The organism is Mesorhizobium loti, from assembly GCF_013170705.1.
GTDB classification, from domain to species: domain Bacteria; phylum Pseudomonadota; class Alphaproteobacteria; order Rhizobiales; family Rhizobiaceae; genus Mesorhizobium; species Mesorhizobium loti_D.
Genome location: NZ_CP033334.1, coordinates 6,331,555 through 6,355,258, shown reverse-complemented (window position 1 = coordinate 6,355,258; position 23,704 = coordinate 6,331,555). Strand labels below are relative to the sequence as shown.

The following is a 23,704-nucleotide window of genomic DNA, read 5'->3' as shown; positions in this document are numbered from 1 at the left end:
CGCCCCTCATTTCACCGGCTCCGCGTGATCGCAAGTGGGAAACTGACTGCAGCCGAGAAAGCGACGATTGGCGGGCCCGATTCTCTGTACAAGGTGGCCGGCGCGACATGTTGGACATTGACGCAGAGCGGCACCGTCGATTGTCTCAAAGCGGAGGTTGTCGCCAGCGATTTCGGAGAGCTCGCCGACGTATCGAGACGGTTCGCGGCTGTTGGTGAGCAGGAACACGCCGCGGCTTGCGCGGGTCAGAGCGACATAGAACAGGCGCCGTTCCTCAGCATACTCAAATGTCTCAGGTCGCGGCATGACCAGGTTGAGTGGTTCGTCATCCTCGATCCGGCTTGGCACCCCATAGTCGCCTTCACTGACATCGAGCAAAATCGTGTAGTCGGCCTCCAGCCCCTTGGCACGATGGAACGACAGTCCCGACACTTCGATGTTCTCGAAATCGGGCTTTGCTTCCTTGAACGGGTCGTGCTGATTGTAGGTAAGCGCGAATTTCCCCGCACCTTTTGCCATTGAGTGGGTTGATGCATGAGGTGTCCACCAAAATAGGTGGACACCTTGTGATGGAAGAAGATGATCAGAAACTGCTGGTAAGGCTTGTCGGTCGGAACGGGCGACGCCGATACGACCCCGCATCGAAGGACCGTCTTGTCTCGGCCTGCCTTGAGCCTGGCGTGTCGGTATCGAGGCTTGCACTCGAACATGGGGTCAATGCGAACCTTCTTCGGAAGTGGATAAAGAAGCGCACGGAGACCCAGTCCCTCCCGCCGTCCTCATCACCGGCGTTTATCCCAGTTCAGATTGAAAGCCCTTCCGATCGGGCCTTGCTGCGACAGAGCAGCATGGCTGCGGTGGATTTGCCGGGGACTTGCGATGGGGTGCGTGGGTCGGCATCGAAAAGGACAGCGCCTTTTTCCTCTCCAGCCAAGGTGAGCGCGTCACTGCCGAACGGCGTGAAGTTGACGCTGGAATGCGGTGATGTGGATGCATTGACGGCGACCATCGGAGCACTGGGTCATGTTCAGACTGGGCGCTGACCTGAAAGTCTACCTGCACCGCGAGCCGATCGACTTCCGGGCCGGCATCAACAGCCTTGCGGTCCTGGTCCAAGAGACGATGGCGCTCGATCCGTTTGCTCCGGCGGTTTTTGCGTTCTGCAATCGCCGTCGCGACCGGATGAAACTCTTGTTCTTTGACCGGTCGGGCTTTGTGCTGGTCCTGAAGCGGCTGACCGAGGACAAGTTCCGGTGGCCGCGCCGGGAGGCAGCGGTGGTCACGCTTACGACCGAGCAATTGCACTGGATTCTCGACGGCATCGATATCGATGCGATGGTCCGCCATCCGGTGCGGCAATATCAGGTTGCCGGTTGAGGGCTCTCGAATTGAGCGATTGACGCGGCGGCATGCTTTCGATTCAAGAATCTGATGAATCGACCCGGCGAACCGACTGTTGAAGAGTTGATGGCGCGTATTGCTGCGCTGCAGGCGCAGAACCGTCAACTCGCCGACCGCGTCGTCAAGCTCGAGGAAGAGCTGGCGCTTGCACGACTGCATCGTTTTGCGCCGAAGAGCGAAAAGCACATTGATCGTCTCTTCAATGAAGCCGAACAGGCCGCGGATGAGGATGACGCCGACGGCGAAGATGACGATGTCGCCGACCTTCCGGATACTGGATTGCCAGTGGTCGAAAGCAAGACCGGAAAGAAGCGCGGCCGCAAGGCCTTGCCGGAAAACCTGCCGCGCGAGCGTGTCGAGTATGACCTTCCCGACGATCAGAAGGCGTGTCCTTGCTGCGCCGGCCAGATGCATCGCATGGGCGAGACCGTTACCGAGCAGCTTCATATCGAGGTGAAGGCGAAGGTCCTGCAGAATGTGCGGTTCAAGTATGCCTGCCGTCATTGCGACCGCACCGGGATCAGCACGCCGGTCGTGATCGCGCCGATGCCCGCGCAACCTTTGCCGGGCAGCATCGCCACGGCCTCGACGCTGGCCTTCGCGCTCGTTCATAAGTATGTCGACGGCACACCGCTCTACCGCCTGGCGCAGGCATTCGAGCGCGCCGGCGTTCCTGTCAGCCGAGGCGCTCTGGGCCACTGGGTGATCGGCTCGAGCGAAAAGCATCTCTCCCGCATCTATGACGCGCTGAAGCTGCGGCTCAGATCGCAGCCCCTCATCCATGGTGACGAGACCACGGTCCAGGTGCTGAAGGAAATGGACAGAGAGGCCGCCAGCACGTCATATATGTGGGCTTACCGGAGCGGCCAGGACAGTGACGAGCCGATCGTGCTGCTCGATTATCAGCCAGGCCGCGGCCAGATACACCCGCAGGCCTTCCTCGGCCATTACCACGGCATAGTGATGAGCGATGGCTATTCCGCCTGGCGCACGCTGGAGGGGGCAACGCATATTGGATGCATGGCCCATTCGAGGCGGCGCTTCGTCGATGCCCTAAAGGCGAGGAAGAAAGGCGGCGGCCCGCCGGAACAGGCGCTCCGCTTCTTCGAACAGCTCTATCGGGTTGAAAGGCAGGCGCGGAACGAAAAACCGGACAAGGGCGAAACGCGAGATCACTGCATTCGCCGCTTCCGCCAGCAACATAGTGTCCCCATCCTCAATGCTCTTAAGGCATGGCTCGACGACATCGCCCCAAAAGTCTTGCCGGACAGCAAGCTCGGCGACGCCGTGTCCTACACCCTGAACCAATGGGGATATCTGACGCGTTACACCGAGGACGGCAGCATGCCGATCGACAACAATCTTCTCGAGCGCGACATCAGGATTTTTGCAACCGGCAGGAAGAGTTGGTTGTTCAGCGATACTGTCGACGGAGCCAAGGCCAGCGCTGTCATCTACAGCCTGATGTTGACCTGCCGCGCCTGTGGCGTCGAGCCGTTAGCGTGGTTGCGCCACGTCCTCACTGAACTGCCTCAGCGCCCCGAGAACGTGGCTATCGACGATCTCCTGCCCTTCAACTTCCTCAAAGCCGCCGCAGCCTGACCCGACGCGTCCGTCTGAAAGCGATCAGTTGTTGCAAGGGCCGTCAATGTGCGGGGAAATGAGCGCTTACGATTGTAGCGCCAGAGCACCATCACCTTGAGCTTCTGGCGCCCATCGCCGCGCCATTGCTCCGAGCGACCGCCGAGGACAGCGTCGAGACGCTTCAGCAGCCGCCAGCAGGCGACGCCGAAGTCGGGCTTCCCCCGCTCGTTCTCTATCGGAACGACACGGATCGATCGAGCGACGGGGGGCCGTGTCGACCGCACTGACTTTTTCAGTTGCGCCGGATTGCGCTGCACGAAGCTCGCGGCAGTCTCGGCGATGAGCTGGTTGCAGCGATAGGTCTGCTCGAGCTGGCCCTGCCAGCTTGCGCCGAAGTTTGCCTCGAACTGCGTGAAAATGGTGATGTCGGAGCCTGCAAAGCGATAGATGGACTGCCAGTCGTCACCGACGGCGAAGATCTTGGTGAACGCCTTCTGGTGCTTCAGCGCCTTGATGAGGTTTGCACTCGGCTCGGAAATGTCCTGGAACTCATCGGCGAGGATCAGGGCATAGGTGCTCTGGTACCGCCCAGTTTCCACGAGGCGCGTCGCATTGGCGATCATCGAGTCGAAGTCGATGCGATTGGCCGATCCAAGGACCGGGTTTACCAATGGCCTCAGTGGCAGCTAATTCTGGACTGGCGTTAAGTGGTTGGATCGGCGTGGAATTTAACCGCCTATATTGGTCAACCCGCTTACGGTCGGCAACGGATTGGTCAACCCAAGACCCCTGGATTGGTAGACCAAAGCAGCAGCCCAATCGACCAAGATTCAGCTCTGTACTTCCCCACAATCCTTTGAGACAGATGGCGTCAGAATGTAATCGTGGCAACGTGCGCGCGACAGCGACGTCCTGACTTAATTCCGGACTGCAACAGATAATTCTGGACGCCACAGTGGAATTGCGCCACCGGGCAGCAGCCTAGGGAATCGCACCAAGAATCAGGCCTGGCGCAAACTTCGAGCGGGCCCTGTGCTTGGGCGCTGACGCACGGCGCCGCTGGCCCTGCCGACCGCGAGCCGAGCTCGGCCGGTGCGCCGATCGGTTGGTGGCGCTAGCACCAAAGCTTCGTGCCAAGGCAGGGGAAACGATCCAGAAGGAGGCTGGAAGCCTGTCGCGTTTTGCGTCGCGCCGTTTGTTTGAGCGGCTGCGGACAAGTGCTCAGGGGCAGGGGAGCATGAAAAAGCTGGGGGCATCACGCGGCCATTTTCGCCTCGTTCAGTGGTAGTCGCCGTTCCTCGCACCAGCATTTGAGTCGCTGTCGAGCGTGCGGTCCGCGAGTTCGCAGTTGCATGAGGAGATGAACGCCGCGCGGCGTCTATTGCCCTTCCGTATGGGTCAATACGGTCAGGTCGCCTGCCATCATTCCAGGACAGGACAACTGATAAAGAAGGTCTCGCCGGTCTGGCGCTGACGTCCACTGTCCGACACTGTTCTGTCGCCTTTTGTTGGGTCCGCGACACCGGCCTATTTCGCTGAGCTCCTGTCTAGCCTCAGGCTAATCCGCTGAAAAGCAATCACAATGTTTTTTCTTCTGCTGGGTCGGCCAAATTGGCACGAGTTTTGAAACTCCTTCGTTGCGAGCCGGGAGCCGCCGACCGACCTTCATTTGGTGGATGACACCGCGATCGATGGATCGAAGAAAGAAAAGCAAAATGTCAAATCCGCATCAGATAGCATTCTATGGCAAGGTGGCCTCGGCGAAACCGCCCAGTACCCAAACAGGCTGCCGCCCTTGTCGACCCTTGCGCAGGAAGTCTTGATGGCCGGCTGCGACTCAAAGGCCCACCACACTCGCCTTGATCCTGAACTCGAAGGCTCAGGATAGAGTTCTGCATCTCTCCGCGCGGTATGCCTAGATAGTTACACGTTGGCCGATCTTGATAATCCGTCGGGCTACGCCGCGGAGGACGTCTCCATGCCGTCTTACGTTATTCGCTGCAGCGCCTTCCGCCCTTCCATCGCTTAGAGAGTGAAGTGCCACCATGACCGAACAATCCTTGCCGACGCTGCCGATGTGGCGCGTCGATCACATCGAGCCCTCGCCTGAGATGTTGGCGCTACGCGCCAACGGTCCGATCCACCGCGTGCGCTTCCCCTCCGGGCACGAAGGCTGGTGGGTGACAGGCTACGACGAGGCCAAGGCGGCGCTGTCCGACGCGGCGTTCCGGCCGGCGGGAATGCCGCCGGCGGCATTCACCCCGGATTCGGTGATTCTCGGTTCGCCGGGGTGGCTGGTCTCGCACGAGGGGGGCGAGCATGCCCGGTTACGCACGATCGTGGCGCCGGCCTTCAGCAACCGCAGGGTGAAGGTGCTCGCGCAGCAGGTCGAGGCGATCGCCGCGCAGTTGTTCGAGACGCTGGCGGTCCAGCCCCAGCCCGCCGACCTGAAGCGCCACCTCTCCTTTCCGCTGCCGGCCATGGTCATCAGCGCGCTGATGGGCGTGCTCTACGAGGATCACGCCTTTTTCGCCGGGCTGTCCGACGAAGTGATGACGCACCAGCATGAAAGCGGCCCGCGCAGCGCGTCGCGCCTGGCCTGGGAAGAACTGCGCGCCTACATTCGCGGCAAGATGTGGGACAAGCGCCAGGATCCGGGCGACAACCTGCTGACGGATCTGCTCGCGGCGGTCGAGCAGGGCAATGCGACCGAGGAAGAGGCGATAGGCCTGGCGGCGGGCATGCTGGTGGCGGGGCACGAGAGCACGGTCGCGCAGATCGAATTCGGCCTGCTGGCCATGTTCCGCCATCCGCAACAGCGCGAACGCCTGGTCGGCGATCCATCCCTGGTGGATAAGGCGGTGGAGGAAATCCTGCGCATGTACCCGCCGGGCGCGGGCTGGGACGGCATCATGCGCTATCCGAGGACCGACGTGACTATCGCGGGCGTGCATATTCCCGCGGAGAGCAAGGTGCTGGTCGGCCTGCCGGCGACGTCGTTCGATCCGCGCCATTTCGACGACCCGGAAATCTTCGACATCGGCCGCGACGAAAATCCGCACCTGACGTTCTCCCACGGGCCGCACTACTGCATCGGCATGGCGCTGGCCAGGCTGGAACTCAAGGTGGTGGTCGGTTCGATCTTCCAGCGCTTTCCCGCGCTGCGCCTGGCCGTGGCGCCCGAAGAACTGAAGTTGCGCAAGGAGATCATCACTGGCGGGTTCGAGGAGTTGCCGGTGCTCTGGTAATACGCGGACGCCGCCCGGAATCGCGACCTTCTCCGCAATTTGCCGGCGCGCGTTGCGCGCGCCGGTCAGATCAGCCAGCCAACAGGAAACCAAGATGGACGTGCAAGAAACCACGGCAGCATGCCGGGACGCCTTCGCCGAACTGGCGTCGCCAGCGTGCATCCACGATCCGTATCCGTTCATGCGGTGGTTGCGCGAGCACGATCCGGTGCATCGTGCGGCGTCGGGCCTCTTTCTATTGAGCCGCCACGCCGACATCTACTGGGCGCTCAAGGCCACGGGCGATGCGTTTCGGGGACCGGCGCCGGGCGAACTGGCGCGCTATTTCCCTCGTGCGGCGACCAGCCTGTCACTCAATCTGCTGGCGTCCACGCTAGCGATGAAGGACCCACCGACGCATACGCGTCTGCGCCGGCTGATCTCGCGCGATTTCACCATGCGCCAGATCGACAACCTGCGGCCGAGCATCGCGCGCATCGTCGCAGCGCGCCTGGACGGCATGGCGCCCGCGCTGGAGCGCGGGGAGGCGGTGGACCTGCATTGGGAATTCGCGCTGGCCTTGCCCATGCTGGTCTTCGCCGAACTGTTCGGCATGCCCCAGGACGACATGTTCGGGCTCGCCGCCGGCATCGGCGCCATTCTGGAAGGCCTGAGCCCACACGCCAGCGATCCTCAGCTCGCCGCGGCGGACGCGGCCAGCGCCAGGGTGCAGGCCTACTTCGGCGACCTCATACAGCGCAAGCGCACCGATCCCCGCAACGACATCGTGTCGATGATGGTCGGCGCGCACGACGACGATGCCGACAAGCTGTCGGATGCGGAGTTGATCAGCATGCTGTGGGGCATGCTTCTAGGCGGCTTCGCCACCACTGCTGCGACCATCGACCATGCGGTCCTGGCGATGCTGGCGTATCCCGAACAGCGGCACTGGCTGCAGGGAGACGCCGTGGGGGTGAAGGCATTCGTCGAAGAAGTCCTGCGCTGCGACGCGCCTGCCATGTTCAGCTCCATTCCGCGTATCGCCCAGCGCGACATCGAACTGGGCGGCGTGGTGATCCCGAAGAACGCGGACGTGCGCGTGCTCATCGCGGCCGGCAATCGCGACCCGGACGCCTTCGCCGACCCCGACCGCTTCAATCCCGCGCGGTTCTACGGCACCACTCCTGGCATGTCGACCGACGGGAAGATCATGCTGAGCTTCGGCCACGGCATCCACTTCTGCCTCGGTGCGCAACTTGCCCGGGTGCAGTTGGCCGAGAGCCTGCCGCGGATCCAGGCGCGCTTCCCCACGCTGGCATTGGTCGAGCAGCCGACCCGGGAGCCCTCCGCGTTCCTTAGGACGTTTCGCGCGCTGCCGGTGCGGCTGCATGAGGGGGGCTGAGATGCGCGTCGTGATCGATCAGGATCTGTGCGGAACCACCGGGCAGTGTGCGCTGACGCTGCCGGGCACCTTTCGCCAGCGCGAACCGGACGGCGTGGCGGAAGTGTGCGTGGCGACGGTCCCGCAGGCGCTGCACGCCGCCGCGCGGCTCGCCGCCAGCCAGTGTCCGGTCGCCGCCATTCGGGTCATCGAAAGCGACGCTGGCGAGCGCGCCAGCGCCGACCCTGCGCCTTCTCCGGCGCAGGCTGAGCGGCATGCCGCGAGAGACCAACGCAACCCAGGAGGACGGTTTGAAGGCAAGGTGGCCGTGGTGACCGGCGCCGGCGCCGGCATCGGCAAGGCATGCGCCCTCGCCATCGCGCGCGAGGGCGGCAACGTGGTGGTGGCCGACATTGATGGCTCGGCGGCCGTCGCCTGCACCGCGCAGATCGCGGCCGAAGCGGGCCACGCGCTGGCCCTGGCCATGGACATCGCCGATGCGCAGGCGGTGGCAGCGCTGTTCGAGACGGCGGAGCGGCACTTCGGTGGGGTCGACCTGCTGGTGAACAACGCGAGCGCCATGCATCTGACACCGCGTGACCACACGATCCTCGACCTGGACCTGGCGGTCTGGGATCAGACCATGGCGACCAATCTGCGCGGCACGCTGCTCTGCTGCCGGCAGGCCATCCCACGAATGATCGCCCGCGGCGGTGGCGCGATCGTCAACATGTCGTCGTGCCAGGGGCTCAGCGGTGACACCGCGCAGACGTCCTACGCCGCGTCGAAGGCGGCGATGAACATGCTGTCGGCCTCGCTCGCCACCCAGTACGGTCATGCGCAGATCCGCTGCAACGCGGTTGCGCCGGGTCTCATCATGACCGAGCGTCTCCTCGCCAAGCTGGACGAGCGCATGCAACGGCATCTGAGCCGGCACCAACTCCTGCAACGCGTCGGCCGCCCCGAGGACGTGGCCGCGCTGGTGGCGTTCCTGCTCTCCGACGATGCTGCGTTCATCACCGGCCAGGTCCTGTGCATCGACGGCGGCATGCTGGCGCATGTGCCGACGTACGCCGACGGTGGCAACAGCCGCGCCGCGCGGCCTGCCGGCGACACCGCCAAAGCGGCCGCGGCGCCCCGCTGCTGATGGACATGCTGCTCAACCCGCTGGACCGTCGGCACCGGCTGCGGGACGACATCCCGGTTGTGCCCGGCGCTTTCCCCCTGGTCGGACATCTTCCCGCCATCGTATGCGACCTGCCACGCCTGTTGCGGCGCGCGGAATGGACGCTGGGCAGCCACTTCTGGCTGGATTTCGGCCCTGCCGGACACCTGATGACCTGTGTGGATCCGGATGCGTTTGCATTGCTCCGGCACAAGGACGTGTCCTCGGCGCTGATCGAAGAGATCGCGCCCGAATTGCTTGGCGGAACGTTGGTCGCCCAGGACGGCGGCGCGCACCGGCAGGCGCGCGACGCGATAAAGGCGGCGTTCCTGCCCAAGGGGCTGACCCAAGCCGGCATCGGCAACCTGTTCGCGCCCGTCATCCAGGCGCGGGTGCAGGCGTGGCGCGACCGCGGCGACGTAACCATCCTGCGCGAAACCGGCGACCTGATGCTCAAGCTCATCTTCAGCCTCATGGGAATCCCAGCGCGGGACCTGCCGGGATGGCATCGCAAATATCGGCAACTGCTGCAGTTGATCGTCGCGCCCCCGGTCGACCTGCCCGGACTGCCCTTGCGGCGCGGCCGCGCCGCCCGCGACTGGATCGACGCGCAGTTGCGCCAGTTCGTCCGCGACGCGCGCGCGCATGCCGCGCGCACTGGGTTGATCAATGACATGGTGAGCGCCTTCGATCGCGGCGACGATGCGCTTTCCGACGACGTCCTGGTCGCCAATATCCGCTTGCTGCTGCTTGCCGGTCACGACACCACCGCCTCGACGATGGCCTGGATGGTGATCGAGCTGGCGCGGCAGCCTGGGCTGTGGGACGCCCTGGTCGAGGAGGCGCAACGCGTGGGCGCGGTGCCGACCCGGCACCCGGACCTGGCGCAGTGTCCGGTCGCCGAGGCGCTGTTCCGCGAGACGCTGCGCGTGCATCCGGCGACCACGCTCCTGCCGCGTCGCGCGCTGCAGGAATTGCAACTCGGCCAACGGCGCATTCCCGCGGGCACCCCTCTGTGCATCCCGCTGCTGCATTTGTCGACCTCGGCGCTGCTGCACGAGGCGCCTGATCAGTTCCGCCTGGCGCGGTGGCTACAACGCACGGAGCCGATCCGGCCGGTGGACATGCTGCAGTTCGGTACCGGCCCACACGTCTGCATCGGTTACCACCTAGTATGGCTGGAAATGGTGCAGTTCTGCATCGCCTTGGCACTGACCATGCACAAGGCCGGGGTGCGGCCGCGGTTGCTGAGCGCCGCCGAAAAAGGTCGGCGCTATTTCCCGACCGCACATCCGTCCATGAAAATCCGCATCGGATTCTCATGAGCTGGCATCGCATGCCCCGTGTGGCGAGGCAGCTGCGCCGGCGACGCGCGGCAATGCTGCACTCGGCGCGCGCGCTCGGGGCGACGCCGCCAACACCGCGGCGGCTCGGACGCTCGCCGTGGCCGTGCCAGGTACAAGGACATGAACGACATGCAGACCGATTCCACGCTACACGACGACGCGCAGGCGCGCGGCGCATCCGGCAGGCTGCCGCCCGAGATCTGGATGCAGGACGGCGCAAGGCGGGTCGAACAGGCGCTGGCGCGTCTTCTCTGCGCCGAAGACGACGGTGAGACCGAGCTGATGGCGGCGATGCGCTACGCCACCTTGCATGGCGGAAAGCGCACCCGCGCCTTGCTCTGTCTGGCTACCGGCGCACTGGCCGACACGCCGGCGCACATGCTCGACGATGTCGGCGCCGCCATCGAGATGATGCACGCCTGTACCCTGGTCCACGACGACCTGCCCGCAATGGACGATGACGTGCTTCGCCGCGGCCTTCCGACCGTGCACGTCAAGTTCGGCGAAGCCACTGCGATCCTGGTCGGCGATGCGCTGCAGGCGCACGCCTTCCTGACCCTGGCGAGCCTGGATGCGCCGGGCGACAACCGTATCGCGCTCGTGCGCGAACTGGCGCAGGCGGTGTCCGCCGAGGGTGCCGCAGGCGGGCAGGCCATGGATCTGTCGCTGGTAGGAAAGCACGTCGAGCTGGACAGGATCGTGGCGATGCACCGGATGAAGAGCGGAGCACTAGTGCGCGCGTCCGTTCGCATGGGCGCGCTATGCGCCATCGCGGAGGATGCCGCCCATGCTGCGCTGTACTGTGCGCTCGATCGCTACTCCGCCTGTTTCGGCCTGGCGTTGCAGGTGGTCGACGACATTCTCGACGCGACAGCGGATACCGCGACGTTGGGCAAGACCCCCGGCAAGGACGCAGCGGCGCAGAAGCCGACCTGTGCGTCGATCATGGGGCTGCAGGCAGCGCGCCAGTTGGCGCTGGATCTGTTGCGCGACGCCGGGGAGGCCATCGCCCCGCTGGGAACGCGTGCAGAACGGTTGGCGCAGATGCTGCAGCGGGCCAACGCGTATCTGTTCAAGCACGCGCCATGCGCATGAGCGCGCCCGTCCGCATGGAGTCGCCCCTGTGCCGCTGCGATCGATCGGCCGGCGTGAGCGGTTCATGCTGCACTGTGTCCAAGTCGGCGGCGATCGCAGCGGTTGCCCAGCACAGCCGCGGCGCACGCGGCGCACGAGGCGCACGCGGCGCGCTGCGCGCAAGCCTATACGGCGGATCGGCCCCAGCATGGGGCGCGTCGCCGCGCCGGAGCAGGGCGGCCGTCCGGCGCTGCCCGTGCGTCGGGCCGCGACGGGCCTGCGGCGACATGCGCGGCGTCTGCCCGATCCTGGTTCCCGTCAACTGTCTGCAGAAGGAACATACCGCGTGAACGCGCTGTCCGAACAGATCCTTTCCGAATTGCGCCACCTGCTGATCGAGATGAGCGACGGCGGCAGCGTCGGTCCGTCCGTCTACGACACGGCGCGAGCTCTGCAGTACCACGGCAACGTCACCGGTCGGCAGGAGGCATACGCGTGGCTCATCGCGCAACAACAGGCCGATGGCGGATGGGGAAGCGCGGACTTCCCGCTGTTCCGCCATGCGCCCACCTGGGCGGCGTTGCTGACATTGCAGCGTGCCGATCCTCTTCCCGGCGCTGCCGACGCAGTCCAGGCTGCAACCCGGTTCCTCGAGCGCCAGCCCGATCCCTACGCGCATTCGGTGCCGGAAGACGCGCCGATCGGCGCGGAGCTGATCCTGCCGCAGTTGTGCGGCGAGGCCGCATCCTTGCTGGGCGGCGTGGGGTTTCCGCGCCACCCGGCGCTGTTGCCGTTGCGGCAGGCGTGCCTTGTCAAGTTGGGCGCGGTGGCGACGTTGCCGAGCGGCCATCCGTTGCTGCACTCCTGGGAAGCCTGGGGAACGTCGCCGACCACCGCATGTCCGGACGATGACGGCAGCATTGGCATCAGTCCGGCGGCCACCGCCGCGTGGCGTGCGCACGCCGTAACAGATGGGAGCACGCCGCAGGTCGGGCGCACCGACGCGTATCTGCAGGCGGCATCGCGGGCGACGCGCAGCGGCATCGAAGGTGTCGTTCCCAACGTCTGGCCGATCAATGTGTTCGAGCCATGCTGGTCGCTGTACACCCTGCATCTGGCCGGGCTGTTCGCGCATCCCGCGTTCGCCGATGCCGTGCGCGTGATCGTCGCGCAGCTCGACGCCCGCATGGGCGTGCGCGGTCTGGGCCCGGCCTTGCACTTCGCAGCCGATGCCGACGACACCTCCGTTGCGTTGTGCGTCCTGCGCCTTGCAGGTCGCGAACCGCCGGTCGATGCGTTGCGCGATTTCGAAGTCGGCGAGCTATTCGTCACCTTCCCCGGCGAGCGCAATGCCTCGGTGTCGACCAACATCCATGCCCTGCATGCGTTGCGACTGTTGGGAAAGCCCGCCGCCGGTACCAGCGCTTACGTCGAGGCCAATCGCAACCCGCACGGTCTATGGGACAACGAAAAATGGCACGTTTCGTGGCTGTATCCCACCGCGCATGCTGTCGCTGCGCTGGCGCAAGGCAAGCCCCAGTGGCGCGACGAGCGCGCGCTGGCAGCGCTGCTGCAGGCGCAGCGCGATGACGGCGGCTGGGGCGCCGGTCGCGCGTCCTCATTCGAGGAAACCGCCTATGCGCTGTTCGCGTTGCACGTGATGGACGGGAGCGAAGAGCCGACAGGGCGCCGGCGCATCGCGCAGGCGGTGGCGCGTGCGCTGGAGTGGATGCTCGCCCGCCATGTGGAGCATGCATTGCCGCAGACGTCGCTGTGGATCGGCAAGGAACTGTATTGCCCCACCCGGGTCGTGCGCGTGGCCGAACTCGCCGGGTTGTGGCTGGCGCTTCGTTGGGGGCGGCGCGTCCTGGCCGAGGGAGCAGGAGCGGCGCCATGATCCAGACCGAACGCGCGCTGCAGCAGGTGCTGGAGTGGGGGCGGTCCCTGACAGGGTTCGCCGACGAGCATGCCGTGGAAGCGGTCAGGGGCGGCCAGTACATCTTGCAGCGCATCCACCCGAGCCTGCGCGACACCAGCGCCCGCACTGGCCGCGATCCGCAGGACGAAACGCTGATCGTGGCGTTCTATCGCGAACTGGCGCTGTTGTTCTGGCTCGACGATTGCAACGACCTTGGCCTGATCGCGCCGGAGGAGCTCGCCGCGGTGGAGCAGGCGCTGAGGCAGGGCGTGCCGTGCGCGCTCCCCGGATTCGAGGGCTGCGCTGTGCTGCGCGCTTCGCTGGCCGCGCTCGCCTACGATCGCCGCGACTATGCTCAGCTTCTCGACGATACCCGGTGCTACTGCGGGGCGCTGCGCGCCGGACACGCGCAGGCGGCAGGGGCGGAACGCTGGTCCTACGCCGAGTACCTGCACAACGGCATCGATTCGATCGCCTACACGAACGTGTTCTGTTGCCTATCGTTGCTGTGGGGGTTGGACATGGCGACCTTGCGCGCGCGTCCGGCGTTTCGCCAGGTCCTGCGGCTCATCTGCGCAATAGGGCGCCTGCAGAACGATCTGCATGGACGCGACAAGGACAGGTCGGCCGGCGAGGCCGACAACGCGGCGATCCTGCTGCGGCAGCGCTATCCGGCTATGCCTGTGGTGGAATTCCTCAACGACGAGCTGGCCGGCCACACGCGCATGCTGCACCGGGTGATGGCGGAAGAACGCTTTCCCGCGCCGTGGGGACCGTTGATCGAGGCCATGGCGGCCATCCGCGCGCAGTACTACCAGCCCTCTACCAGCCGCTACCGCAGCGACGCTGCGGGGGGAGGCCAGCGTGCGCCGGCCTAAACGCGCGGGAGGCGGCGGCGTGCGCGCGCTGCCGTCGGTCCGATCCGACGCAACGCCGTCGCCTGATGCGACGGTTGGGGCGAGCATGAGCGACATCGCCCTGAGCCGGCGCAAGGACGACCATCTGGACATCGTGCTGGATCGGCGAACGGCGCCGGCCACGGTCGCCGCCGGCTGGGAGTACATCCGTTTCGAACACTGCGCATTGCCCGAGTTGGACCTGACGCAGATCGACCTGCGCGCCTCGCTGCTGGGCAAGACCATGCGCGCGCCGCTGCTGATCAGCTCGATGACCGGCGGCATGCCACGCGCCGAGGCCATCAACCGGCATCTGAGCGAGGCAGCGCAAGCCTTGGGGATCGCCATGTGCGTCGGTTCGCAGCGCGTGAGCCTGCAATCCCGCAACTCGCAGGGGCTGACGCGCGCGCTGCGCCGCCTGGCCCCAGACATTCCCTTGCTGGCCAATATCGGCGCCGCGCAACTGCGCGAGGCCGACGGCCTGGACCTGGCGCGCCGGGCGGTGGATGCGCTGGAGGCCGATGGACTCATCGTCCATCTCAATGCGCTGCAGGAAGCGGTACAGCCGGAGGGCGACCGGGACTGGCGCGGCGTCCTGGCGCAGATCGCTCGCGCCGCGCGCAGCGTGGACGTGCCGATTGTGGCCAAGGAAGTGGGGTCGGGCCTGTCCGCCTCTGTGGCCTGTGCGCTCGTCGAGTCGGGCGTGGCGGTGATCGATGTCGCCGGCGCCGGCGGCACCAATTGGGCCGCGGTGGAGGGCGAGCGCGCCCGCGATGCCGCCGACCGTGCAGTGGCGATGTCATTCGCCGACTGGGGGATTCCGACCCCGGCCAGCGTGCAGGCGGTACGTCGGGCGCTGCCAACGGTGAAGCTGATCGCGTCGGGCGGGATCCGCGACGGCGTGGACGTGGCCAAGGCCATCCGCCTGGGCGCGGACACCGCCGGGCAGGCGGCCGGCGTGCTGCGCGCGGCGACGGTGTCCACCGAGGCGGTTGTCGCACATTTCGAGATCGTCATCCGCCAGTTGGCCGTCGCCTGCTTCTGCACCGGCTCGGCTGATCTGGCGGCGTTGCGTCAGGCGCGCTTGTTGCCCTCGGCACATCTGCCCGCCGGTTGATGCCGGCGTCGCTCGTACGTGGCGGCGGGCGCCTAGCAAGTTGCTGAATACCTACGCCAAAGATAGACTACTGATCACCTTGGCGAGGCGGTTCAACGCGCGGGAGCTCGTGATCACCAGAAGGGAAGTCGATGCCCAGGACGTGGCTTGGTTGGAGACGCCAAGGATCGTCAAACTGAGATCCTTGTAACGTGGTCGGGATCGACAAAGACAGGATCGAACCGGTCTCGTCACGCATAGCGGAACGATCGCGCCAGAGGAAGCATTCGGTTCTGCCACAGCATCGGTCAGGCAAAAATAACTTGCGTTGCGCAGATAAAATGCCCTGATCTTGCCATTCCTCCAAAGCACGTGGGCGGGGAGAAATCTCATACAACTGGCAGCGAAGGGAGGCTCGGCCCAATGAGCGGGGTGGCGCGTGAAGAAGTTAATCCGGCGTCATCGGCAACGTTTGCGCCGCTTGAGAGTTCAACTTTCCGTCCGATCTGGATTGCCACACAGGTATCCAGTCTAGGGTGGCTGATTCAAATGGTCGCCATCAGTTGGCTGATGGCGACCATTTCGACATCGGATGTGATGGTCGCCTTGGTGCAGGCTTCGACGACGTTGCCCACATTCCTCCTGTCAATCGTCGCCGGCGCCCTAGCCGACAATTACAGCCGCCGCAATCTCATGTTCGCTGGCTGGTGCGTGATCGCATTGTCCTCGACGATGCTGACTGTTGTTGCAGGCCTCGGAATTTTCAATCCATGGATGGTTCTTGCATTCAGCTGTTTGGCCGGAGTAGGCGCCGCTTTCACCGACCCCGCCTGGCACGCGTCGGTCGGCGATATTCTGCGCAAGCGCGATGTTCCGGCCGCCGTCACGCTTATCTCGGTCGGATATAACGCCGTCCGAAGCATCGGTCCAGCTCTCGGTGGCGTCGTGGTTGCTTCCTTTGGCCCTTTGACGGCTTTCGCCGTGGCGACGCTTACGTATCTGATGCTGCTGTGGACCATAGGGCGCTGCAAATGGCATGTTCGGTCGTCACCGCTGCCGAGTGAACCATTGACCACGGCGATCCATGACGGAGCGCGCTTCACCGCCCTGTCATCCGAAATCAAGGCAGCAATTGCCCGCGGTGCCCTTTTTGGCCTGACGAGCATCTCCATACTAGCGCTCTTGCCTCTCGTCGCCCGCGATCAGCTGGGGGGAGGGCCAATCGTTTACGGCATCCTGATGGCCGGCTTCGGGACCGGCGCCTTGTTCGCCGGCATCTGCAACAACACTCTGAGACGGAGGCTGTCCCAGGAACGTTTGACGACTCTGTCGTGCATCGCCTGTGCGGCTTGTTGTCTATCGCTTGCTTTCACCCCCTCGGTGGCGGTGGCGGTTATCGCGCTGGCGCTCGGCGGCGCGGGCTGGGTCGTGACCTGGACCGGGCTGGACGTGAGCGTCCAGTTGGCGAGTCCAAGGTGGGTCGTTGGTCGCACGCTCTCGATCTATTATGCTCTTTCATCCGGCGGCATCGCGGCTGGCAGCTGGCTGTGGGGTACGGTGGCCGAGAGCAATTCGCTAAGCTCGGCTCTGGAGCTTTCAGGTGGCGCGCTGCTGCTGGTCGCCGGCACCGGCTTCCTGCTGCCCATCCGTCAATGGAAAGACTCCGATCAGGCCCCTCTTGGCTTCGAAACGCCTCAGGTTGCCCTGGAATTGAAACCACGAAGCGGGCCGATCGTCGCCAAGATCGAATATTCAATACCCGAAGCAAATGTCGAAGCGTTCCTGGAGCAGATGCGGGAACGCCGGCGAGTACAAAGCGGCGTCGGTGCGCGACACTGGAATCTCCAGCGCGACCTACAACAGCCTTCGCATTGGACAGAAACCTTCCGCACCCCGACCTGGATGGACTACCTTCGCCTGAACCACCGCCTTACGGCAGCCGACAAGGAGTTGGACCAGCGTCTCCTCGCATTGCATCTAGGAGAGCTTCCTCCTCGAACCACACTTGCGATCGAGCGGCCGACCGGAGCTGGCCGCAAGCGGGACCAATCGATGCGGTTCTTTTTCCGGCGTTGACATTCGTCCAGGCGTCCGCGCTGGTGAGACAGGATAGGTTGGAAACGAGCCAACGCTCTCACCATCCGTTTTGCAGATCGGCTTCGATCCTGGGCGGCTCAGACGTATCCTTGTCGGAGAGATTCCTCGGCACTCGAGCGTCTTGGAGCGCGTTGCGCTCAAGCTCACCGGCACCTGTTCGGTGCGTTCCCGAACAGAGCAATGGCTTTTCGCGCCGCAACCCCGAGGCGGGCTTGTAATTTTCGCTTTTGCTGGGGTTAACTCCAAAGTACGAGATATGAACAGGATCGGCTTCACGGCCCGTCTGGTTCGCAGTGGCCACAGAGGAATACACAGATATGGCGACCGGAACAGTGAAGTGGTTCAACAGCACCAAAGTTTTTGGCTTCATCCAGCCCGATGACGGCGGTCAGGACGTTTTCGTCCATATTTCAGCTGTAGAACGGGCTGGACTTTCAAACCTCGTTGATGGGCAGAAGATCAAGTACGAGATCGAGCAGGACCGCCGTAGCGGCAAGTCCTCCGCAGGTAGTCTCAGCAAGGTAGGCTGATTTTCTCGTCGGACCCGCAGAGTGCGAAGGATAAGTCAAGCCGAAGGTACCATCGTCATTCGCGGGGCGTATCGCGACGGACTCTCTTATACGAGAGGATCCTGATGCGTCACGCAAACGGTGAATCACGAATGCTCTCGCCGCAAACCCCTTCCGCCCGGAAATCTGCCCCGGTTACGGCTCTCAGCGTATCCCAGAGTTGGGAGAAGCTTCTGCGAGACTACAACTGTAACATCATATCGGTTCCGCAGGTCAAGCTTCGGTGGTAACCTCATTGGGTCGAATAATGACTTTGGAGGCCGAGCAATGGATCGCGATAACAAAAGGGCACGCGCAGCTGCAAGTTCATCCCAAGACGTGGGGAATCGCAGTACTCTCCGTGACCTTCCATACGGACCATTGACCCATGTTGCAGAACGGCTGGTAACCGCTAACCCGCGCGATACAGCGCGAAATCTTGGGACCTTCAAAGAACTCGGGAGGCGAGAGCGCATATCCGTTCGGGGCACTCGAACCGAGCCAGAAACTGACCTCGCGAGATTTGAAACGCGGACCAATCAGCTTGGACGATCAGCCGTCGATCTGGGGGACAAATTGACTGCCGGGCTGGGGCACACCTCGGATGAAGTAGCATTGGAGCTATTCAGAGCCGTCAGTAACGTATCCCATTACCTTAGGCCAGAGACGCAAGATAGCATTGTTAATCGCATTGGCAACATGGCCCCACCTTCGCAAGCTAACGGAGCGCTTTACGCTGCGCAAAACTTCAGCAAGTTTAACGCTGAAAATAAATCTCGCATTTTTGATCAGGCCGCTGAATTGGCTACCGATCCGGATGGCCACGTCAGGTCGACAGCATCCAATGCTATGTACGCGATGTATCACCAGTTAGATCCAAATCAACAGGCCCAAGCTCACTCAATTCCCGGCATGCAAGACATCTTGCCGCAGATGCCTCCTCCGCGGCATGCAGCAGAGGAACGCAGTGCGGATCTGGACGCCCACATAGCAGGTCTTGAAGCTGAAGTCCGTGCGGCAGGTGCGCAAATCTCCTATGAACAGCGGCAGCGGGGTGGTGAAATCGGGCAGTCCCTAAGCCACGCCTACAATCACGCCCGCGAGGATCTAGTGGCTGCCTCCAGAAGCAGAGATCGCTCCGGCCGTTGAGGTCTCGGCCATGGCAGTAACGCTTCCTCTCCCGAATTCCGTTCACGGCCTTGCCATCTCCAATTCGCTGGCCGTTGACGTACCTGCTTAGTGTAGCTTTCAAAGACCACGCCTGCCGGGTGGTGCGATGCAAACGTCGCACCACCCGCTGCGGCATCGATCTGTCGAGCGGCGACATCGCGCGACGTCGGTTCGGTGTCTGAAGCAAGCGCAGCATTAGCTACGGCTAATCCGGCAATGGAACAATGTCTTCAACAAAAACGACGCCCCCCAACATAGCTATTAGCATCGCGTGCTCACTCGCCTTGGGCTTCTGCGCGGCAAGTCTGTACGCAACGTTCCGCCACGGGGGTAGCGGCGAGGCTTTGATGACGTTTGACGTCCGTGCCTTTTGGTTTGAGACGCCGTTCTATCTGGGTTTCGCAACCCCTGTCTTCTATCGGGGCATAGCTATCGTGCTCGCAACGTCGGCGGTCGTCTTGCTGATTCAGCAGGTCGTATTGCGGCGCAAACTCGAACACCACGGGACGGCGCGTTGGGCTCGAGTCGACGAAATGCGATGCACCGGATATCTGCGACGATATCGTAGCGTGACAGGGCCGGTATTTGGGAAGACAAGTGGCCCTTTCTGGCCTGGCTACTACCTGACCAATGGCGAGCAGCCTCACAGCCTCATCGTTGCACCGACCCGCGCCGGCAAGGGCGTCGGCATAGTCATTCCAACGCTACTTACATTCAAAGGCTCAGTGATAGCTCTCGACGTCAAGGGGGAGCTCTTTGAGCTCACCTCTAGGGCGCGCAAAGCCACAGGCGACAACGTGTTCAAATTCGCGCCGCTGGATTCGGAGCGGCGCACCAACTGCTACAATCCGCTGTTGGACCTTATAGCGCTGCCTCCGCAGCTGCAATTCACCGAAGCCCGCCGCTTGGCCGCAAACCTGATCACGGCCAAGGGGGAGGGCGCGGAAGGTTTCGTCAGCGGCGCGCGAGATATCTTTGTCGCGGGGATCCTTGCCTGCATCGAGCGGGGCACGCCAACAATCGGCGCCGTCTATGACCTCTTCGCCCAGCCGGGGGAGAAGTTCAAGCTCTTCGCGCAACTCGCCATGGAGACCCGGAACAAAGAGGCACAACGCATCTTCGACGACATGGCGGGGAACGATACAAAAATCCTGACCTCCTACACGTCCGTCCTCGGCGATGGCGGGCTCAATCTGTGGGCGGATCCGGCTGTAAAGGCAGCGACAAGTCGCTCGGACTTTTCGGTCTATGATCTTCGCCGTCGCAGAACGTGCATCTATCTGTGCGTCGGTCCGAACGACCTTGAGGTGATCGCGCCTTTGATACGCCTGTTCTTTCAGCAAATCGTTTCAATTCTACAGCGGTCGCTGCCCCGCCAAGATGAAAAGAACGAGGTTCTCTTTCTGCTCGACGAGTTCAAGCACTTGGGTAAGCTGGAGGCGATCGAGACCGCAATTACGACCATAGCGGGCTACAAGGGTCGTTTCATGCTCATCATCCAAAGCCTTTCGGCACTGACGGGGGCCTATGGAGAGGCTGGCAAGCAGAATTTTCTGAGCAATACCGGCCTGCAAGTGTTCATGGCCACTGCCGATGACGAGACTCCAACCTACATTTCCAAAGCCATCGGTGAATACACGTTTGAAGCCAAGTCGATTTCCTACAGCCAGGCGCGAACGTTCGATTGGAACATTCAGAATTCACATCAAGGTGCACCGCTGTTGCGTCCCGAACAGGTTCGGCTGCTCGATGAAGACTACGAGATTGTTCTCATCAAAGGCCTGCCACCATTGCAATTGAGGAAGGTGCGATATTATTCGGATCGCATTCTGAAACGCATCTTCGAAAGCCAGACAGGCGCCCTCCCGGAGCCGGCACCCTTGATGGAAGCTCATCCAGATGACACTGACGGTTAAGCGCCCGTCTCGCGTATCCCGTCCCTCGGCGATCAGAAACTCCACTACAGGTGAACGGCTATGGGAATTTGCATCTCCAAATCCTCCGGATCGACTCGACAGTCGCCGCGAGAATCCACGGCGTCCGGCTTTGAGAGCAGCATATCAGCGCTGAGGGTCTCCCTGGGCACGCCTGCCGACAGGTTGCGACGGGGCGGAGATGCGCCTCTGGAGCCACATCAGATCCAGCAGGCCGCCTATCATATGGGAGCGTGTGTCGTCGGTGACGACGTCACCAGCCCGATAAGACTCGCGACAGCGGGGCAAACAGTTCACGACGTTCGCCTGCTGCTCAAGCATGGCCGGGGAAACGTTAAGGTGGACGACATTCCCTCTCGCGGCCACAACAGCATCGGATCGTCGGTTGCAATGATGGGAGCAGACGACAACATTAAGGTTGCAGTGGCCGTAGTCATGGGAGCGGCGTGCTGCAATCAGAACGCTCCCCTTTCCGCTATCGTCCACGCCCCACACATGGCGGCCGACGAGTGGAGTATGACCTCTAGTGCTTCCGTGTCAATGAAACAGATAACCGACGAAGGTGATGAGATCCCAGTCAAGTTAGGTCACATTTGGAACGAACTGCGGCGCGGAAGCCGCGACCCGAGGTCGACCGTGGTTATGGATGCCTGGGCCAACGGCCCCGCTGTTCGGTTGAAAGACAGCGCATGGAGCGGAGTGCCGGTCAAGGAGGGTCATTGGTCGATGGACAAAAGCACCGCCGAATTCCTGAAAAACCGTGTTGAGGGGTTGATTCCGTTCGTGCATCCGGACACAAATGAACAGACTGCCAACGATTTGCGCCGGAAGCAAAACGAACCCACTTCGTGGAAAAAATATGCAGAAGTACAAGTGATCTCACCCGAGTTCGCCGATAGTGTACGCAACGCATTGTCCCGTATTCCTGAAGACCAACAAAAGGAAATCGCATCACGGATGATTCAGGAAGCCTACGGAATGGATCCTTCCTCGCGCACGCACCAAGACGCAGTGGAATCAGTTCTGGTCGCCGCCAACCAACTGGACTCGCTGCCCCGGCCTCCTGTCGAGCCGCCGGAATTGGCGGCGTATCACCAGTTCGACGCAAATCAACAGACCCAAGCTCACGCAGTTCCCGGCATGCAAGACATCTTGCCGCAGATGCCTCCGCCGCAGCATGCAGCAGAGGAACGGAATGCGAATCTGGACGGCCACATAGCAGGTCTTGAAGCTGAAGTCCGTGCGGCAGGTGCGCAAATCTCCTATGAACAGCTGCGGCGGGGTGGTCAAGTCGGGCAGCCCATAAGCCACGCCTACAATCACGCCCGCGAGGATCTAATGGCTGCCTCCAGAAGCAGAGATCGCTCCGGCCGTTGAGGTCTCGGCCATGGTAAGTGACGGTTTCTCCTCGAATCCCGTTCGGCCTTGCCATCTCCAATGCGCTGGCCGTTGATGTACCTGCCTTAGGGGCAGAAACACGTCTGCCGTGTGGCGCGATGCAAGCATCGCACCACACGCTCCGGCATCGATCTGTGGAGCCGCGACATCGCGCGACGTCGCTCCGGTGTCTGAAGCAAGCGCAGCATTAGCTACGGCTAATCCGGCAATGGAACAATGTCTTCAACAAAAACGACGCCCCCCAACATAGCTATTAGCATCGCGTGCTCACTCGCCTTGGGCTTCTGCGCGGCAAGTCTGTACGCAACGTTCCGCCATGGGGGTAGCGGCGAGGCTTTGATGACGTTTGACATCCGTGCCTTTTGGTTCGAGACGCCGTTCTATCTGGGTTTCGCAACTCCTGTCCCTCTTCGCCCAGCCGGGGGGAAGTTCAAACTCTTCGCGCAACTCGCTATGCAGACCCGGAACAAAGAGGCACACGCATCTTCGACGATTGGCGGGGAACGATACAAAAATCCTGACGTCCTACACGTCCGTAGCTATCGTGCTCGCCACGTCGGCGGTCGTCTTGCTGTTTCAGCAGATCGTATTGCGGCCCAAACTCGAACATCACGGGACGGCGCGCTGGGCGCGAGTGGATGAAATGCGACGCACCGGATATCTGCGACGTCTCGGCGATGGCGGGCTCAATCTGTGGGCGGATCCGGCTGTAAAGGCAGCGACAAGTCGCTCGGACTTTTCGGTCTATGATCTTCGCCGTCGCAGAACGTGCATCTATCTGTGCGTCGGTCCGAACGACCTTGAGGTGATCGCGCCTTTGATACGCCTGTTCTTTCAGCAAATCGTTTCAATTCTACAGCGGTCGCTGCCCCGCCAAGATGAAAAGAACGAGGTTCTCTTTCTGCTCGACGAGTTCAAGCACTTGGGTAAGCTGGAGGCGATCGAGACCGCAATTACGACCATAGCGGGCTACAAGGGTCGTTTCATGCTCATCATCCAAAGCCTTTCGGCACTGACGGGGGCCTATGGAGAGGCTGGCAAGCAGGATTTTCTGAGCAATACCGGCCTGCAAGTGTTCATGGCCACTGCCGATGACGCGACTCCAACCTACATTTCCAAAGCCATCGGTGAATACACATTTCAAGCCCAATCGATTTCCTACAGCCAGGCGCGAACGTTCGATTGGAACATCCAGAATTCACATCAAGGTGCACCGCTGTTGCGTCCCGAACAGGTTCGGCTGCTCGATGAAGACTACGAGATTGTTCTCATCAAAGGCCTGCCACCATTGCAATTGAGGAAGGTGCGATATTTTTCGGACCGCATCCTTAAATGCATCTTCGAAAGCCAGACAGGCGCCCTCCCGGAGCCGGCACCCTTGATGATAGCGGACGAGGGGCTCTCGGCAGAATCTCAACTCGATGACCCGCTGCGTGAATTGGCGCAGAATTTTGACGATACAGTTTGAT

18 protein-coding genes and 2 pseudogenes are annotated in these 23,704 nt (G+C 62.7%); 18 read left to right on the top strand and 2 right to left on the bottom strand.

Going from position 1 to position 23,704, the window contains the following annotated elements:
• Positions 1-6: 6 nt before the first annotated feature.
• Complete coding sequence (locus tag EB815_RS30895; protein ID WP_081294830.1) at positions 7-519, bottom strand: 3'-5' exonuclease; 513 nt, start codon at positions 517-519, stop codon at positions 7-9.
• A 50-nt stretch (positions 520-569) separates the two neighbouring features.
• On the opposite strand from EB815_RS30895, the gene tnpA reads away from it, so the two are divergent.
• Genes tnpA through tnpC form a run of 3 tightly spaced genes read left to right on the top strand, consistent with a single transcriptional unit; the run spans position 570 to position 3,003 of the window.
• Positions 570-1,043, top strand: a complete 474-nt coding sequence (tnpA, locus tag EB815_RS30890) for an IS66-like element accessory protein TnpA (RefSeq protein ID WP_171883330.1) — start codon at positions 570-572, stop codon at positions 1,041-1,043.
• Positions 1,024-1,377 (top strand): IS66 family insertion sequence element accessory protein TnpB, encoded by a 354-nt coding sequence (tnpB, locus tag EB815_RS30885; protein ID WP_014761846.1) that lies wholly within the window; start codon positions 1,024-1,026, stop codon positions 1,375-1,377. Before tnpA ends, tnpB begins: the two co-directional genes overlap by 20 nt.
• A gap of 54 nt (positions 1,378-1,431) precedes the next feature.
• Positions 1,432-3,003, top strand: a complete 1,572-nt coding sequence (gene tnpC, locus EB815_RS30880; RefSeq protein WP_171883329.1) for an IS66 family transposase — start codon at positions 1,432-1,434, stop codon at positions 3,001-3,003.
• Here the strand turns inward: tnpC and EB815_RS30875 are convergent.
• Complete coding sequence (locus tag EB815_RS30875; protein ID WP_246740207.1) at positions 2,934-3,608, bottom strand: UvrD-helicase domain-containing protein; 675 nt, start codon at positions 3,606-3,608, stop codon at positions 2,934-2,936. The two genes, tnpC and EB815_RS30875, sit on opposite strands and share 70 nt — an antisense overlap.
• 1,422 nt (positions 3,609-5,030) lie before the next feature.
• Between EB815_RS30875 and EB815_RS30870 the strand changes: the two genes are divergently transcribed.
• The 15 genes and pseudogenes from EB815_RS30870 (at position 5,031) to EB815_RS34290 (ending at position 23,703) form a co-directional block, all read left to right on the top strand.
• Entirely contained in the window at positions 5,031-6,233 is a 1,203-nt protein-coding gene (locus EB815_RS30870) for a cytochrome P450 (protein WP_064987350.1), read from the top strand.
• A 94-nt stretch (positions 6,234-6,327) separates the two neighbouring features.
• Positions 6,328-7,614: a cytochrome P450 gene (locus EB815_RS30865; protein WP_064987410.1), complete on the top strand. Its 1,287-nt coding sequence runs from the start codon at positions 6,328-6,330 to the stop codon at positions 7,612-7,614.
• Positions 7,601-7,741, top strand: a pseudogene (locus EB815_RS34150) (ferredoxin); the annotation flags it as partial. The gene EB815_RS30865 and the pseudogene EB815_RS34150, both read left to right, overlap by 14 nt.
• A gap of 174 nt (positions 7,742-7,915) precedes the next feature.
• Positions 7,916-8,740 (top strand): SDR family oxidoreductase, encoded by an 825-nt coding sequence (locus EB815_RS30860; RefSeq protein WP_065005097.1) that lies wholly within the window; start codon positions 7,916-7,918, stop codon positions 8,738-8,740.
• On the top strand, positions 8,740-10,083 hold the full coding sequence (locus tag EB815_RS30855; RefSeq protein ID WP_065004879.1) for a cytochrome P450: 1,344 nt from the start codon (positions 8,740-8,742) through the stop codon (positions 10,081-10,083). Before EB815_RS30860 ends, EB815_RS30855 begins: the two co-directional genes overlap by 1 nt.
• Positions 10,084-10,233: 150 nt before the next feature.
• A complete protein-coding gene (locus tag EB815_RS30850) occupies positions 10,234-11,199 on the top strand; it encodes a polyprenyl synthetase family protein (RefSeq protein WP_019856502.1) in 966 nt (321 codons plus the stop codon).
• 325 nt (positions 11,200-11,524) lie between these two features.
• Positions 11,525-13,075, top strand: a complete 1,551-nt coding sequence (locus EB815_RS30845) for a hypothetical protein (protein ID WP_065005098.1) — start codon at positions 11,525-11,527, stop codon at positions 13,073-13,075.
• Positions 13,072-13,974: a terpene synthase family protein gene (locus EB815_RS30840; protein ID WP_019856505.1), complete on the top strand. Its 903-nt coding sequence runs from the start codon at positions 13,072-13,074 to the stop codon at positions 13,972-13,974. The genes EB815_RS30845 and EB815_RS30840 overlap by 4 nt, the downstream gene beginning before the upstream one ends.
• Positions 13,975-14,059: 85 nt before the next feature.
• The gene (fni, locus tag EB815_RS30835) at positions 14,060-15,109 is read left to right on the top strand and encodes a type 2 isopentenyl-diphosphate Delta-isomerase (protein WP_019856506.1); all 1,050 of its coding nucleotides are present in this window, start codon (positions 14,060-14,062) and stop codon (positions 15,107-15,109) included.
• Between the two features lie 402 nt (positions 15,110-15,511).
• Entirely contained in the window at positions 15,512-17,164 is a 1,653-nt protein-coding gene (locus EB815_RS30830; RefSeq protein ID WP_019856508.1) for an MFS transporter, read from the top strand.
• A 338-nt stretch (positions 17,165-17,502) separates the two neighbouring features.
• The gene (locus EB815_RS30825) at positions 17,503-17,715 is read left to right on the top strand and encodes a cold-shock protein (RefSeq protein WP_020628770.1); all 213 of its coding nucleotides are present in this window, start codon (positions 17,503-17,505) and stop codon (positions 17,713-17,715) included.
• Between the two features lie 594 nt (positions 17,716-18,309).
• Entirely contained in the window at positions 18,310-18,882 is a 573-nt protein-coding gene (locus EB815_RS30820) for a hypothetical protein (RefSeq protein WP_223217784.1), read from the top strand.
• Between the two features lie 245 nt (positions 18,883-19,127).
• Positions 19,128-20,819, top strand: coding sequence for a type IV secretion system ATPase VirD4 (gene virD4 / locus EB815_RS30815; protein WP_065004880.1), 1,692 nt, complete (start codon positions 19,128-19,130; stop codon positions 20,817-20,819).
• A 357-nt stretch (positions 20,820-21,176) separates the two neighbouring features.
• A complete protein-coding gene (locus EB815_RS33475) occupies positions 21,177-22,214 on the top strand; it encodes a type III secretion protein (protein ID WP_196232815.1) in 1,038 nt (345 codons plus the stop codon).
• Between the two features lie 237 nt (positions 22,215-22,451).
• Positions 22,452-23,703: pseudogene (locus EB815_RS34290) on the top strand (type IV secretory system conjugative DNA transfer family protein).
• The last annotated feature ends 1 nt before the right edge of the window (position 23,704 follow it).